The 13,495-nt window shown below is 72.2% G+C and carries 13 protein-coding genes; 9 read left to right on the top strand and 4 right to left on the bottom strand.

Annotated elements, in window-relative coordinates; all coding sequences use genetic code 11:
- Window positions 1-39 precede the first annotated feature (39 nt).
- The 3 genes from ACIQU4_RS37000 to ACIQU4_RS37010 all read left to right on the top strand — a co-directional run bounded on the left by ACIQU4_RS37000 (window position 40) and on the right by ACIQU4_RS37010 (window position 3,516).
- Window positions 40-1,254 (top strand): MFS transporter, encoded by a 1,215-nt coding sequence (locus ACIQU4_RS37000; protein ID WP_403740588.1) that lies wholly within the window; start codon window positions 40-42, stop codon window positions 1,252-1,254.
- A gap of 85 nt (window positions 1,255-1,339) precedes the next feature.
- Entirely contained in the window at window positions 1,340-2,782 is a 1,443-nt protein-coding gene (locus tag ACIQU4_RS37005) for a uracil-xanthine permease family protein (protein WP_403740590.1), read from the top strand.
- 92 nt (window positions 2,783-2,874) lie between these two features.
- Entirely contained in the window at window positions 2,875-3,516 is a 642-nt protein-coding gene (locus ACIQU4_RS37010; RefSeq protein ID WP_053693960.1) for a DUF5995 family protein, read from the top strand.
- Window positions 3,517-3,597: 81 nt separating this feature from the next.
- Here ACIQU4_RS37010 and ACIQU4_RS37015 read toward each other — a convergent pair whose 3' ends face one another.
- Both ACIQU4_RS37015 and ACIQU4_RS37020 read right to left on the bottom strand, forming a co-directional pair.
- Entirely contained in the window at window positions 3,598-5,310 is a 1,713-nt protein-coding gene (locus ACIQU4_RS37015; protein ID WP_403740593.1) for a flavin monoamine oxidase family protein, read from the bottom strand.
- A gap of 51 nt (window positions 5,311-5,361) precedes the next feature.
- Entirely contained in the window at window positions 5,362-6,162 is an 801-nt protein-coding gene (locus ACIQU4_RS37020; RefSeq protein ID WP_403740596.1) for a carbon-nitrogen hydrolase family protein, read from the bottom strand.
- Between the two features lie 289 nt (window positions 6,163-6,451).
- Here ACIQU4_RS37020 and ACIQU4_RS37025 point away from each other — a divergent pair, with 289 nt between their 5' ends.
- Together ACIQU4_RS37025 and ACIQU4_RS37030 are read left to right on the top strand one after the other, a co-directional pair.
- Window positions 6,452-7,168 (top strand): GNAT family N-acetyltransferase, encoded by a 717-nt coding sequence (locus ACIQU4_RS37025; RefSeq protein WP_403740598.1) that lies wholly within the window; start codon window positions 6,452-6,454, stop codon window positions 7,166-7,168.
- 93 nt (window positions 7,169-7,261) lie between these two features.
- Window positions 7,262-7,564, top strand: a complete 303-nt coding sequence (locus ACIQU4_RS37030) for a WhiB family transcriptional regulator (protein ID WP_403740600.1) — start codon at window positions 7,262-7,264, stop codon at window positions 7,562-7,564.
- An 18-nt stretch (window positions 7,565-7,582) separates the two neighbouring features.
- Here ACIQU4_RS37030 and ACIQU4_RS37035 read toward each other — a convergent pair whose 3' ends face one another.
- Window positions 7,583-8,038: an Lrp/AsnC family transcriptional regulator gene (locus ACIQU4_RS37035; RefSeq protein ID WP_007262967.1), complete on the bottom strand. Its 456-nt coding sequence runs from the start codon at window positions 8,036-8,038 to the stop codon at window positions 7,583-7,585.
- 10 nt (window positions 8,039-8,048) lie between these two features.
- Window positions 8,049-9,521: an amino acid transporter gene (locus ACIQU4_RS37040; protein ID WP_403740603.1), complete on the bottom strand. Its 1,473-nt coding sequence runs from the start codon at window positions 9,519-9,521 to the stop codon at window positions 8,049-8,051.
- Between the two features lie 333 nt (window positions 9,522-9,854).
- Here ACIQU4_RS37040 and ACIQU4_RS37045 point away from each other — a divergent pair, with 333 nt between their 5' ends.
- The 4 genes from ACIQU4_RS37045 to ACIQU4_RS37060 all read left to right on the top strand — a co-directional run bounded on the left by ACIQU4_RS37045 (window position 9,855) and on the right by ACIQU4_RS37060 (window position 13,392).
- Window positions 9,855-10,877 (top strand): GDSL-type esterase/lipase family protein, encoded by a 1,023-nt coding sequence (locus ACIQU4_RS37045; RefSeq protein WP_403740606.1) that lies wholly within the window; start codon window positions 9,855-9,857, stop codon window positions 10,875-10,877.
- 126 nt (window positions 10,878-11,003) lie between these two features.
- Window positions 11,004-11,969: an SCO0930 family lipoprotein gene (locus tag ACIQU4_RS37050; protein WP_403740843.1), complete on the top strand. Its 966-nt coding sequence runs from the start codon at window positions 11,004-11,006 to the stop codon at window positions 11,967-11,969.
- A 122-nt stretch (window positions 11,970-12,091) separates the two neighbouring features.
- Window positions 12,092-12,949 (top strand): LytR/AlgR family response regulator transcription factor, encoded by an 858-nt coding sequence (locus ACIQU4_RS37055; RefSeq protein ID WP_403740609.1) that lies wholly within the window; start codon window positions 12,092-12,094, stop codon window positions 12,947-12,949.
- A gap of 167 nt (window positions 12,950-13,116) precedes the next feature.
- Window positions 13,117-13,392, top strand: a complete 276-nt coding sequence (locus ACIQU4_RS37060; RefSeq protein WP_385582009.1) for a hypothetical protein — start codon at window positions 13,117-13,119, stop codon at window positions 13,390-13,392.
- The last annotated feature ends 103 nt before the right edge of the window (window positions 13,393-13,495 follow it).

Below are 13,495 nucleotides of genomic sequence, written 5' to 3' on the forward strand. Positions count from 1 at the left end.
ACACTAACTATCAGGCAGGGTCCCTGATAGTTTAAATCCATGACAGGGGAAACAGACCTCAGCCCGGCGCGCCTGCGCCATGCCCGCTTCGCCATCGCCGCCGTCTTCTGCACCCACGGGGCCGTCACCGGCTCCTTCGCCACCCGTATCCCCTGGATCCAGGACCACGCCCAGCTCAGCGCGGGCACCCTGGGCCTCGCCCTCGCCTTCCCCGCCCTGGGCGCGGCGGTCGCGATGCCGCTGGCCGGCCGGATCAACCACCGCTTCGGGGCCCGCGCCGCGCTGCGCGCGCTGCTGGTGCTGTGGACCCTGTCCCTGATCCTGCCGAGCCTCGCCCCGAACCTGGCCACCCTGTGCTTCGCCCTGTTGGTCTACGGAGCGACCGCCGGGATGGCGGACGTGGCGATGAACGCGCTGGGCGTGGAGACCGAGAACCGGCTCGGCCGCTCGATAATGTCCTCGCTGCACGGCATGTGGAGCGTGGGCGCGCTGATCGGCTCGGCGGCCGGCACGGTCGCCGCGCACGCCGGGGCCGACGCCCGGCTGCACCACCTGGTCGCCGCCCTCGCCCTGACCGCGGCCGGGCTGGTCGCCGTACGAGGGGTGCTCGATCTGCACAGTGCCGCGGGGGCACAGGCCCCGCCGCACTTCGCGCTGCCCCCGAAGTCCGCGCTGCTGATCGGCGCGATCGGGTTCTGCGCGGTCTTCGCGGAGGGCGCGAGCATGGACTGGTCCGCGGTCTACCTGCGGGACGTGCTCGACACGAACGCCGGTCTCGCGGCCGCCTGCACCACCGCGTTCGCGCTCACCATGGCGCTCGCCCGGCTCGTCGGGGACCGGGTGGTGGACCGGTTCGGGGCGGTGCGCACCGTCCGGGCCGGCGGGGTGCTGGCCACCGCCGGCGGGGTGCTCGTGGTGACGGCCGGGGATCCGGCCGTGGCGATCGCGGGCTTCGGGCTGATCGGTCTCGGCATCGCGGTGGTGGTCCCGCTGGCCTTCGCGGCCGCCGCGCGCAGCGGGCCGGCCCCGGCACAGGCCATCGCGGGCGTCGCGACGATCACGTACACCTCGGGGCTGATCGCGCCGTCGGCGATCGGCGCGGTGGCGGACGCGACCTCGCTCGTGGTGTCCTTCGGGCTGGTCACGCTGCTCGCGTTCGCGCTGGTCGCGGGGGCTGCCGTACTGCGGCAGAAGCCGGTGGCGGCCGGGTCCGCGCCCGTGGATCGGGACGAACCGGCAGGCATCCGACCTTAAAATGGCGCCGGCCGCCGGGGCATGCCCCGGCGGCCGGCATGCGTGATCAATCGGTGTCGTTCGGTTCGACGGAAGTGGTGGAAACATGGGCCTCGGCGTGCGCTGGACCCTGCACGGAGACGGGCGGACCCCCGCCCCCGGCGCGGTGGTGCGGCCGGACGAGCGGCTGTCGTGGCCGAGGACCGCCGGGCTCGGTGCCCAGCACGTCGTGGCGATGTTCGGGGCGAGCTTCGTCGCGCCGGTCCTGATGGGCCTGGACCCGAACCTGGCGATCATGATGTCGGGTGTCGCGACGGCCATCTTCCTGCTGGCCACGCGCGGGCGGGTGCCCTCGTACCTGGGCTGCTCCCTCGCCTTCGTGGGCGTCGCGGCGGCGATCCGGGCGGGCGGCGGGGACAGCGCTGTCGTCACGGGCGCGGTGTTCGTGGTCGGCGTGGCGCTGTTCCTGGCGGGGCTCGCCGTGCAGCGCTTCGGGGCGCGGATCATCCACGCGGCGATGCCGCCGGTGGTGACGGGCGCGGTGGTGATGCTGATCGGCTTCAACCTGGCGCCGGTGACGGCCTCGACGTACTGGCCGCAGGACCAGTGGACGGCTCTGCTGACCATGCTGTTCACGGGGATGGCCCTGGTCTGCCTGCGGGGTTTCTGGTCGCGGATCGCGATCTTCCTCGGGCTGATCTTCGGGTACGCCATCTCCTGGGTCTTCGACCTGCTCTTCGGCAAGATCCACTCGACGGTGGGCGGGGCGGAGGCCGTCGATCACTGGCGGCTCGACCTCTCCGGGGTCGGCAAGGCGGACTGGATCGGGCTGCCGAGCTTCCACGCGCCGCAGTTCGAGTGGTGGGCGATCCTGATCGCGCTGCCGGTGGTGATCGCCCTGATCGCCGAGAACACCGGGCACATCAAGGCGGTCGGCGAGATGACCGGCGACCCGCTCGACGACCGGCTCGGCACCGCGATCGCGGCCGACGGCGCCGCGTCGATGCTGTCCACGGCGGTGGGCGGCCCGCCGAACACCACGTACTCCGAGAACATCGGCGTGATGGCGGCCACCCGCGTCTACTCGACCGCGGCCTACTGGGCGGCGGCCGGCTTCGCGCTGCTCTTCGGCCTGTGCCCGAAGTTCGGCGCGGTCGTCGCCGCGATCCCCGGCGGGGTGCTCGGCGGGATCACCGTCATCCTGTACGGGATGATCGGCCTGCTCGGCGCGCAGATCTGGATCAACGGCGGGGTGGACCTGCGCAATCCGCTGAACCTGGTGCCGGCCGCGGCGGGCATCATCATCGGCATCGGCGGGGTGAAGCTGCAGTTCACGGACAGCTTCGAGCTGGGCGGTATCGCCCTCGGCACGATCGTGGTGATCACGGGCTACCACGCGCTGCGGTACTTCGCGCCCGCGCACCTGAAGCAGCAGGGGCCGCTGCTCGACTCGGGCACGTCGGCGTACGACACCGGCGACGCGGACGCGGACCTGGACGAGGGCGAGGGCGAGGACGCGGACGACGCCGCCCGGGGCACCCGCCCCTGAGCGAGCCGGCGAACGGTCCGGGTTCGCCCGAACCGGCGAAGCACACGGCCAAGTTCCCCGGATCCGCACCGCCGGCTGCGACGCTGCCACCCATGGAAGCGGTACTCGCGCGGATGCGCGCCCTGGACGAGCGGCTCCCCGCGCAGGACGGTGTCGCCGTCTTCAACCGGGTGTACCTGACGGTGACGGAGACGCTGCACGCGCGCATCTCCCACGGGGAGTTCCCGGCGCCGCGGCGGGCGGAGGCGCTGAGCGTACGGTTCGCGGAGCGGTACCTGACGGCGGTGGAGGCGGACCGGGCCCCGGCCTGCTGGCGCCCGCTGCTCCAGTACCGCCGCCACCCCGGGGTCCGGCCGCTGCAGCACGCGCTGGCCGGGATCAACGCGCACATCGGGCACGACCTGGCGCTGGCGGTGGTGGCCACCTGCCGGGCCCTGGACTGCGAACCCCGGGCCCTGGAGGCGGACTTCGACCGGGTCGGCGACACCCTGGTCTCCCTGGAGGAGCACATCCGGGAGGACCTGATGCCCGGCCCGGACCTGCTGGAGATCGCGGACCCGCTGACCCATCTGCTCGGCTCCTGGAGCCTGGACCGCGCCCGCGGCGCCGCCTGGTCGGCGGCCCGCCTCCTGTGGACCCTGCGCCGCTCCCCGGACCTGGCCGAGGAGTTCACGGACTCCCTGGACGCCGGCGTGGGCCTGGTGGGCCGCTGCCTCCTGACCCCGACCTCCTGAGCGCGCGCATGAAGACGGGCCGCCGCCGCGCTCGTGGCGCGGGGGCGGCCCGTGGTCATGGGGCCGGAGGGACCTGGTGGGTCAGTCCTCCGGGAGTTCGACCGGGGCTATCTCGTCGTAGAGGTCGCCCGGGCCGGGGTTGATGGCGTCCGTGGAGCCGCCGAGGTGGTGCATGACGCCCCAGACCGCGTTCAGCGCCGTCTGGACCGCGCCCTCGGCCCAGCCCGCCGTCCAGGAGATGTCGTCGCCCGCGAGGAAGATGCCGCGCTTGTCCTCGGGGAGGCGGTCCTGCATGAAGTGGGTGAACAGGCGCCGCTGGTAGCGGTAGTGGCCCGGCAGGTTGGCCTTGAACGCGCCCATGAAGTAGGGCTCGTTCTCCCAGGACACGGTCACCGGGTTGCCGATGATGTGGCGGCGGATGTCGACCTTCGGGTAGATCTCGCCGAGGGACTTCAGCATGACCTCCATCCGCTCGTTCGCGGACAGCGGCAGCCACTTCAGGCTGTCGTCGCACCACGTGTACGAGAGGCAGATGACGGCCGGCTGGTCCGGGCCGTTGTCCAGGAGGTACGTACCGCGCGTCATGCGGTCCGTCAGGGTCATCGACATGACGTCGCGGCCGGTCGGGTTCCCCGCGTCGTCGACGGCCTTGTCCAGCCAGAACGGCCGGTCCACGGGGATGAAGAGCTTGCTGGACTCCATGTAGTGGGTGCGCTCGATCGCCGTCCAGTGGTCGATCGGGAAGAGCGTGTCGTCGCACTCGATCTTGGACAGGAGCATCCAGGACTGGGCGGTGAAGATCGCGGCACGGTACGTACGGATGTCGCCGGAGGCGTCGGTGACCGTGATGCGGTTGCCGGCCGTGCGGTGCAGGCGGGTCACCGCCGGGCGCGGGGCGCCCTCGTGCAGGGAGGACAGCGAGGTGCCCTGTGCCCAGTGGACGATCTTCTCGGGCTCGCGCTCCCACAGCCGCACCGGCAGCTGCTGCGAGCCGCCCACGATGCCGCGGTGGTGGTCGTCCGCCTCGGTGTAGACGACGCGCAGGATCTCCAGGATGGAGTTCGGGAAGTCGGTGTCCCAGCCGCCCGTGCCGAAGCCGACCTGGCCGAAGATCTCGCGCTTGCGGAAGGACTGGAAGGCCTCGGACTTGCAGAGGAAGCCGTAGAAGGTCTCGTCGTCGAGCTTCTCGACGAGCTTGGCCCAGATCTCGCGGATGCGCGGGACATCCCGCTCGCGCATCGCCTGGTTCATGTCGGAGAAGTCGGCGCCCTCGTCGAGGCAGGCGTTCCACGCGGCCGACACGTCGCGGTAGACCTGCGGCAGGTCGGCGATGGTCTCGGCGTAGTGGGTCTCGCCCTTGAGGTCCACGACCGTCGAGGGGGTGGACTCGGCGAGCGGGTTCGGGAAGGGCTCGGTGACCAGGCCGACCAGGTCGATGTAGTGCTGGAGCGCGGTGGAGGACGGCGGGAAGCGCATGGCGCCCATCTCCGCCGTCAGACCCTCGGTGCCGGCTCCCTCGAAGCCGACGGTGCGCAGCCGGCCGCCGATCTGGTCCGCCTCGTAGACGACGGGCTTGAGGCCCATCTTCATCAGCTCGTACGCGGAGATGATGCCCGACAGCCCGCCGCCGATGACGGCGACCTCGGTGCCGAACTCGGTCGCCGGGATCTGGCCCAGGCCCGCGGGGTGGGCGAGGAAGTCGTCGTACGCGTACGGGAAGTCCGGGCCGAACATGGTGATCGGCGGCTGTCCGTCGCTGTGCGGGACGGCGGTGGTGGGCACCGTGGACGTCATGGGGTACGGCTCCTTGCGGGGGTGGGGCAGGGGGGAGGGCGCTGGCGGGGCTCAGACGAGGGAGGCGTAGAGCCCGGGGCGGCGGTCGCGCAGGTACGGGTTGGTCTCGCGCGACGCGCGCAGCAGCTCGGGATCGGCCTCGCCGATCACCAGCTCCTCGCCGCGCCCGGCCCGGGTGCGGGTCACCCCGTCGGGGCTCGCCAGGCAGCTGAGTCCGACGAACTCGAACTCGCCTTCCGGACCGGTGCGGTTGACGTACGCGATGTACATCTGGTTCTCGAAGGCCCGTACGGGGACGAGCTGTTCGGCGACGAACTGGAACGGGTGCATCTGCGCGGTCGGCACCAGGAGGAGGTCGGTGCCGGCCAGGGCGTGGGCCCGGACGTTCTCCGGGAACTCCACGTCGTAGCAGATCATGATGCCGATGCGCAGGCCGTTCAGCTCCGCCTGGACGACGGGGGTGTCGCCGGGGGTGAAGGCGTCCTGCTCGAAGCAGCCGAAGAGGTGGGTCTTGCGGTAGTTCGCGAGCCGGACCCCGTCGGGGCCGATGAGCTGGGCCGCGTTGTAGACGGTGTCGCCCTCGCGCTCGGGGTAGCCGTACAGGACGGCGACGCCGTGGCGGCGGGCTATCTCACCGATGGCGCGGGCCGACATGCCGTCGGCGGCCTCGGCGAGGGCGGCGACGTCCTGGACCTCCAGCGCGTAGCCGGTCAGGAACATCTCCGAGGTCACGAGGAGCCCGGCACCCGCCTGTGCGGCGCGTTCCGCGGCCCCGTCGAGCGCCTTCAGGTTCTCGGCGGTGTCGCCGAGCCGTCCGGAGCTCTGGAGGAGGGCGGTGCGCAGCGGGGGCATGGGCGTACCTCTGTGGCAGGAGGGGAGTGGGTCCTATTGAAGGTACGTTCACCCGTTCGACGTCGACAAGCCATGACTGTTGCGCTCCGCGCATCGATTCGTTGCGTGTTTCACGGCTCGGACGGAGATTCGTTGCGCGGGGCCGTTCATTCCCTGTCGACGGGCGCGTAGCGATTGCCGGGGCGTGAGGGGCATAAACCCGGCCGCGCCGGATGCTGACCTTCTTGACCGTCCTCATGACCGTCGTCACCAGCAGAAGTCGTCACCAGCAGAAGGAGTCTCCCACCTCATGGCGCCCGACATCGACGCGGCCACCCCGCTCCACGTACTCGACAATCCGGTCTGGGCCGCCCTGAGCGGCCCGAGCAGCGCCTTCACCGAGACCGGGCCCCGGGGGCTCGCGGCCCGGTACGTCGCCGACACCTCGCCGTTCGTCGCGCTCGCGGACCCCGAGGACCCTGAGGCCTGGGCCGATCTGGCCGCGCTGGCCGGGCCGGGCCAGACGGTCTGGATCACCGGCCTGCCGACGCCGCCCGCGGGGTGGACGACGCAGGACTCGATACCGGGCGTACAGCTCGACGGCGGGGCGGTACGGGCAGAGGCCGCGCCCGAGGCGGTCCTGCTGGGGCCGGCCGACGTACCGGAGATGCTGGAGCTGGTCCGGCTCACGAAGCCGGGGCCGTTCGCGCGGCGCACCGTCGAGTTGGGCACGTACCTCGGGATCCGGCACGAGGGCCGGCTCGTCGCGATGGCGGGGGAACGGATGCGCCCGCCGGGCTGGTCGGAGATCAGCGCGGTGTGCACGCACCCGGACCACCGGGGCAAGGGGCTCGCGGGCCGGCTGATCCGTGCGGTGGCGGCGGCGATCGTGGAACGCGGCGACCGCCCGTTCCTGCACGCGGCGGCGGACAACACGGGAGCCATCGCCCTCTACGAGTCGATGGGCTTCACCCTGCGCCGCCGCCCGCTCTTCATGGGGGTCCGCACCCCGGACGCGACGGCCTGACGCAGGGCCTCGTACCGCCGGAGGAACCCGGTGGCGGGTTTCGCGGAGCGGAGAGCGGTCAGACGCGTCGGTAATCCATGGAAAGGAACTGCCATGACCGACGTCTCAAGGCTCCCCGGCTCCGCGCACCATCACTGGCAGTGGCAGCTGCGCGCGGCCTGCCGGAACCTGGGCCCCGGGCGCTTCTACCACCCGGCGGGTGAGCGGGGCGAGGAGCGCGAGGGCCGCGACGAGGCCGCGAAGCGGGTCTGCGCGGTCTGCCCGGTGCGTGCCGCGTGCCTGGAGCACGCGCTGCGCACCCGGGAGCCGTTCGGGGTGTGGGGCGGGCTGACGGAAGAGGAACGCCGCACCCTGCGGGGCCCCGCGCACGCCTCGGCGGCCCGCACGACAGCGTAGGACCTGTTGCCTTGCGGATCAGGCCGGGGCGCCCGAGGTGAAGCGGCGCAGGAGCGGGGAGAGGACCAGCACCGACTTGGTGCGCTCCACGAACGGTTCGCCCGCGATGCGCTCCAGTACGCGCTCGAAGTGGCGCATGTCGGAGGCGAAGACCTGGACGAGGGCGTCCGCGTCGCCGGTGACGGTCGACGCGGACACCACCTCGGGGTACCGCTCCAGCCCTCGCCGGATGTCGTCCGGCGAGGTGTTGTGGCGGCAGTAGATCTCTATGAAGCCCTCGGTCTCCCAGCCCATGGCGGCGGGGTCGACGCGGACGGTGAAGCCCGTGATGGCTCCCTCGGCCCGCAGCCGGTCCACGCGACGCTTCACGGCCGGGGCCGAGAGTCCGACCTCGGAGCCGATGTCGGCGTAGGAGCGGCGGGCGTCCTCGGCGAGGGCGTGCACGATGCGTTCGTCGAGATCGTTCAGTCGCACTGCGGGTGGATCACTTTTCTGCTGTGGCCACTTCTGCCGTGGCCAGTCGGGAGCGGCGGATGCCGTACAGGAAGTAGACCACGAGGCCGACGGCCATCCAGACACCGAAAGCGAGCCACGTCGCGGTCGGCAGGCTGTACATCATGTAGCCGCAGGCGAGGAAACCGAGGATCGGCGTGACCGGGAAGAGCGCCACCTTGAAGGTGCGCGGCATGTCCGGCTTGGTACGGCGCAGGATCACGACGGCGATGTTGACGAGCGCGAAGGCGAAGAGGGTGCCGATGCTGGTCGCGTTGGCCAGCTCACCCAGGGGGATGAACGCCGCGAGCGCGCCGCAGAAGAGGGAGACGATCACCACGTTGGCGCGGGGGGCGCCGCTCTTCTCGTCGACCTTGGCGAAGACCTTGGGGACGAGGCCGTCGCGGGACATCGCGAAGAGGATGCGGGTCTGGCCGTAGAGGACGGCGAAGACGACGGAGGCGATGGCGACGACCGCGCCGGCGGCGAGGACGACGCCCCAGAAGGAGTCACCGGTGACGTTGGTCATGATCTGCGCCAGCGCGGCCTCGGTGCCCTCGAAGTCCTGCCACGGCATGGCGCCGACGGCGACGAAGGCGACGAGGCAGTACAGGACGGTGACGATGCCGAGCGACAGCATGATCGCGCGGGGCAGGTCCTTCTTCGGGTTCTTGGCTTCCTCACCGGCGGTGGAGGCGGCGTCGAAGCCGATGTACGAGAAGAAGAGCGTGGAGGCGGCGGCGCTGATGCCGGTGACGCCGAGCGGGGCCAGCGGGGCGTAGTTGCCGGACTTGATGCCCATGACGCCGATGCCGATGAAGAGCACCAGGGTGACGATCTTCACGACGACCATGATCGTGTTGATCCGGGCGCTCTCCTTGGCGCCGCGGAGCAGGAAGACCATGGCGAGCAGGACGACGACCAGGGACGGCAGGTTGATGATGCCGCCGTCGCCCAGCGGGGCGGCGGAGAGCTTCTCGGGGAGCGTGACGCCTATGGTCCCGTCGAGGAGCTCGTTGAGGTACTGGCCCCAGCCGACGGCGACGGCCGAGACCGAGACGGCGTACTCCAGGACCAGGCACCAGCCGCAGACCCAGGCGACGAACTCGCCCATGGTGGCGTACGAGTACGAGTACGAGGAGCCGGAGACCGGCACCGATCCGGCCAGCTCCGCGTAGGAGAGGGCCGAGAAGAGGGCGGTCAGGCCCGCGATGATGAAGGAGATCGTGACGGCCGGGCCGGCCTTGGGGGCCGCCTCGCCGAGGACGACGAAGATGCCGGTGCCCAGGGTGGCGCCGATGCTGATCATGGTCAGCTGCCACATGGTGAGCGAGCGGCGCAGGTTTCCGCCCTCGCCCTGGCCGCCCTCGGCGACCATCTGCTCGACCGGCTTGCGGCGCAGCAGAGGGTTCACAGGCTTGCGGGGCTCGGAGGTGAGCGGTGGCGCCTGGCCGGTTTCGAGCACGAGGGGACTCCTTTGACACTGCGGATGGGGACTGAGGCATCGACCGCAGCGGTCCGGAGCAGGACACAGACAAGGAGCCTGGGCATGGGGGGACCGCCGAGCAGGCGGTCCGCGCCACTCCACGTACAGCGAGTGAGCCTACGAGCTGAGTGATACCGCCCGTAATGCACCATCCTTGCACATTGCCGCACGATCGTTGCGCGGATCTGTCCTGGATGGTCCTTTGTTGCGCACGGATGATCGATCAATGCGTACGCCCCCTTTGTCCCTTCCGTTGACACCTCGTCAGATCTGCCGCAGCATGCCGCCGGGACCGACGACCGGAGGCGCGCCGTGAACGCCGAGAACGCCGAGAGCACCGCCACGCACTGGCTGGACCCGGGGCCCTTCCTGCGCGGGGTCGCCTGGCTGGACAAGGGGCGCCCGGTCCGGGCCGACCCGGAGGACGGCATGCGGCTGCCGTGGGACACCGGGGAGCGGGCCACCCTGCCGATAGGGGTGCGTCTGGAGTTCATGGCGCACGCGGCGCACGCCATGGAGATCCGCTACCGGGCGACCGTGCCCGGCCCCACCGACGCGCTGCGCGACCTCGCGCACTGCTTCGCCCTGTGGGACCGGCACGGGGTGGTCCGCGAGGTCTGGACCGACCCGGCCGCGGAGGCCGTCGTACGGATCGAACTGCCCGGCGGGAGCGGCCCGTTCACCCTCCACCCGCCGGAGGGGCAGTCCCCGCTGATCCTCGGCCTGCGCGGGATCGGCGGCGCCGTGGCCCCGGCCCCGGCCGGCCCGCGCTGGGTGGTGCACGGCGATTCGATCACCGAGGGCTGGTGGTCGACCCGGCCGGCCCACGGCTGGCCCGCGGTCGCCGGGCGGGCGCTGGGCTGGGACACGGTCAACCTCGGGTACGCGGGCGCCGCCCGCGGGGAGCTCGCCACCGCCGAACAGATCGCCGGCCTGCCCGCCGATGTCCTCACCCTCGCGTTCGGCACCAACTGCTGGTCCCGCGTGCCCTTTTCGGCGCCCCTGCTGTACGAGACCACCCGCGCGTTCCTCGACCTGGTCCGCCAGGGGCATCCGCGGACCCCGCTGCTGCTGGTCTCCCCCGTACTGCGGCCCGACGCCGAGCGCACCCCGAACCGGCTCGGCGCCACCCTGGGCGCCCTGCGCGATGCGATGGAGCGGGCCGCCCGCGACCGGATCTCCGCCGGGGACGACCGCCTCGCCCTGCTGCCGGGCCGTGACCTGCTGGGACCGGAGCACCTGGCGGACGGACTGCACCCCAACGACTCCGGACACCAGGTCCTCGGCCTCGCTGTGGTCACGGCTCTGCGGCGCTCCGGGTTCGGTCCCGGGTAAGTGAAACAGCACACAGGAATCCGCTTGAACAGATCGACCCCAACAGGGCGTGTCCTGAGCACAGTTGCCGACGCACCGCAGAAACGGGCGGCGGACACGGAGACACCACACGTGGGAGAGATCAAGATGGGCATCAAGCGCGGAACCACCCTGGCCGCCGTCGCAGTCGTCGTCGCCCTGACGGCGACCGCCTGCGGCGGGGACGACAAGGCGGGCGATGCGAAGCCGGCCGGGGCCGCGTCCCAGGCTCCCGCGTCCGGCGCCGGCGACTACGGCTCCGACTACGGCGCGGGCACCGCCGCCGGTGCGGGAACCGCCGCCGGCGCGGATTCCAAGGGTGCCGGGCAGCTGGCGGTCGCCCAGAACGAGCAGCTCGGCTCCATCCTGGCCGACAGCGCCGGCTTCACCCTCTACCGCTTCGACAAGGACACCGCCAAGCCGCCGAAGTCCAACTGCGAGGGGGACTGCGCGAAGACCTGGCCCGTCGTCCCGGCCGGTGACGCCACCGCCGCCGCGGGCATGGACCCGGCACTGCTGGGCGAGGTCGTGCGCACCGACGGCAGCAAGCAGCTGACGGTGGCCGGCTGGCCGGTGTACCGGTTCAGCAAGGACACCAAGGCGGGCGAGACCAACGGACAGGGCGTCGGCGGGACCTGGTTCGCCTTCGCCCCCGACGGCAAGAAGGCCGCGAAGGCGGCCCCGGCCCCGGCGCCGGCCGGTGCGGGCCAGGCCTCGGGCGCACTGACCGTGGCCAAGGACCCCAAGCTGGGCGAGCACATCGTCGACGGCAACGGGATGACCGTCTACCGGTTCAAGAAGGACACCGCCTGGCCGATGGCCTCCAACTGCACCGGCGACTGCGTGGCCAAGTGGCCGGTCGTGCCCCCGGTGGACAAGGCCAACGCCAAGGGCATCGTGGAGAAGGGCTACTCGGTCCTGGACCGCCCCGACGGCAAGAAGCAGCAGGCCATCGACTGCTGGCCCGTCTACACCTTCACGGGTGACAAGAAGGCCGGCGACATCAACGGCCAGGGCGTCGGCGGCACCTGGTACGCGGTGTCCCCCGACGGCAAGCTGATCACCACCTCCTGATCCACCGCCCCTCCCCCGCATCCCCCCACACCCAAAACCGCGCGGCCCCCTGCCCCTCTCCCCCCGGGCAGGCGGGCCGCGCACCGTTCCGCCCTGGCGCGCTCGTCCATACACTCCACCGCATGCTGCGCGTACTGGCCGTCGACGACGAGAAGCCGCTCCTCGAGGAGCTCCTCTACCTCCTGAGCTCCGACCCCCGGGTGCTGAGCGCCGAGGGCGCCTCGGACGCCACGGAGGCCTTGCGGCGGATCACCCGGGCCCTGGAGAGCGGCCCCGAGGGCCCCGACGGCATCGACGTCGTCTTCCTCGACATCCACATGGCGGGGCTGACCGGCCTCGACATCGCCCGGCTGCTGGCCGGGTTCGCGCGGCCGCCGCTGATCGTGTTCGTCACCGCCCACGAGGGGTTCGCCGTCCAGGCCTTCGACCTCAAGGCCGTGGACTACGTGCTCAAGCCCGTCCGCCCGGAGCGGCTCGGCGAGGCCGTCCGGCGGGCCTGCGCCCAGCTGGGCCGGGCCTCCGCGCAGCCGCCCGGGCCCGTGGAACGGGCCGGGACCGCCGGTCGGTCCGGTCCGGCGGTTCCCCCCGGTCCCTCCGTCCCTCCGCAGCGCCGCCCCTCCCCCGAGCTCACCGTCGCCGACCGTACCGCGGACCAGATCGCCGTCGAGCTGGGCGGCGTCACCCGGTTCGTGGCGATCGCCGACATCGCGTACGTCGAGGCCCAGGGCGACTACGCCCGGCTGCACACCGACGAGGGCAGCCACCTGGTCCGCATCCCGCTCTCCACTCTGGAGGAGCGCTGGGCGGCCCGCGGGTTCGTCCGCATCCACCGCCGCCACCTCGTGGCCCTCGGCCGGATCGACGAGCTGCGGATGGACGCCGGCACCACCAGCGTCCGCGTCGGAGCGGCCGAGCTCCAGGTCAGCCGGCGCCACGCCCGCCAGCTGCGGGACCTGCTGATGCGCCAGGCGACCGGCTAGGCCCTGGCGGTCGCCGACCGTCCGGCGTGCCCGGGTGCCGTTCGTCGCGCCGAACGGGACGTACGGCGCCCCGCGCCCGCCGTCGGTCGCAGGGCGGCCGCCGCCGCCCGCAGCCGACCGGCCCCGGACCTATGGTGGAGCCGCCGGGAACGAGCTGGGGGGTGCGGATGGCCGAGATCCAGGCGCTGCTCGACGCGCTGGCCGTACTGCCCCGGACCCCGCCCGCCGGCCCCGCCGAGGCCGAGCTGCTGCTCGCCCGGCTGCGCAGCGCCGCCGCCCGCTGGGCCGACGTCCTGTACGAGGCCAACGAGGGCGTCCGCCAGCAGCTCCCGCCCCGCGCGGAGGCGGCGCTGACCCTGGCCTTCCGCCGCGCCGAAGACTCATACGTGGAACTGGAGATCGCCCTGCGCGACTGCGCCGAACACCGCGACCCCGCCCGCTGACACCCGTTTTCGGCCGGTGGGAGGGGGTGGGATCGGCCCGGTTCGCGCCTGTTGCGGGGTCCGGGGCCGTGCGTAGACTCCGGTACCCCCTCCCCCGGGCGAT

Origin of the sequence: Streptomyces sp. NPDC090741, from assembly GCF_044769045.1 — a bacterium.
GTDB lineage: Bacteria > Actinomycetota > Actinomycetes > Streptomycetales > Streptomycetaceae > Streptomyces.

What these genes read in the sequence shown, in the direction of transcription:
- ACIQU4_RS37000 (WP_403740588.1), top strand. Translation starts at nt 40, where the DNA reads ATGACAGGGGAAACAGACCTCAGCCCGGCGCGCCTGCGCCATGCCCGC.
- ACIQU4_RS37005 (WP_403740590.1), top strand. Translation starts at nt 1,340, where the DNA reads ATGGGCCTCGGCGTGCGCTGGACCCTGCACGGAGACGGGCGGACCCCC.
- ACIQU4_RS37010 (WP_053693960.1), top strand. Translation starts at nt 2,875, where the DNA reads ATGGAAGCGGTACTCGCGCGGATGCGCGCCCTGGACGAGCGGCTCCCC.
- ACIQU4_RS37015 (WP_403740593.1), bottom strand. Translation starts at nt 5,310, where the DNA reads ATGACGTCCACGGTGCCCACCACCGCCGTCCCGCACAGCGACGGACAG.
- ACIQU4_RS37020 (WP_403740596.1), bottom strand. Translation starts at nt 6,162, where the DNA reads ATGCCCCCGCTGCGCACCGCCCTCCTCCAGAGCTCCGGACGGCTCGGC.
- ACIQU4_RS37025 (WP_403740598.1), top strand. Translation starts at nt 6,452, where the DNA reads ATGGCGCCCGACATCGACGCGGCCACCCCGCTCCACGTACTCGACAAT.
- ACIQU4_RS37030 (WP_403740600.1), top strand. Translation starts at nt 7,262, where the DNA reads ATGACCGACGTCTCAAGGCTCCCCGGCTCCGCGCACCATCACTGGCAG.
- ACIQU4_RS37050 (WP_403740843.1), top strand. Translation starts at nt 11,004, where the DNA reads ATGGGCATCAAGCGCGGAACCACCCTGGCCGCCGTCGCAGTCGTCGTC.
- ACIQU4_RS37055 (WP_403740609.1), top strand. Translation starts at nt 12,092, where the DNA reads ATGCTGCGCGTACTGGCCGTCGACGACGAGAAGCCGCTCCTCGAGGAG.
- ACIQU4_RS37060 (WP_385582009.1), top strand. Translation starts at nt 13,117, where the DNA reads ATGGCCGAGATCCAGGCGCTGCTCGACGCGCTGGCCGTACTGCCCCGG.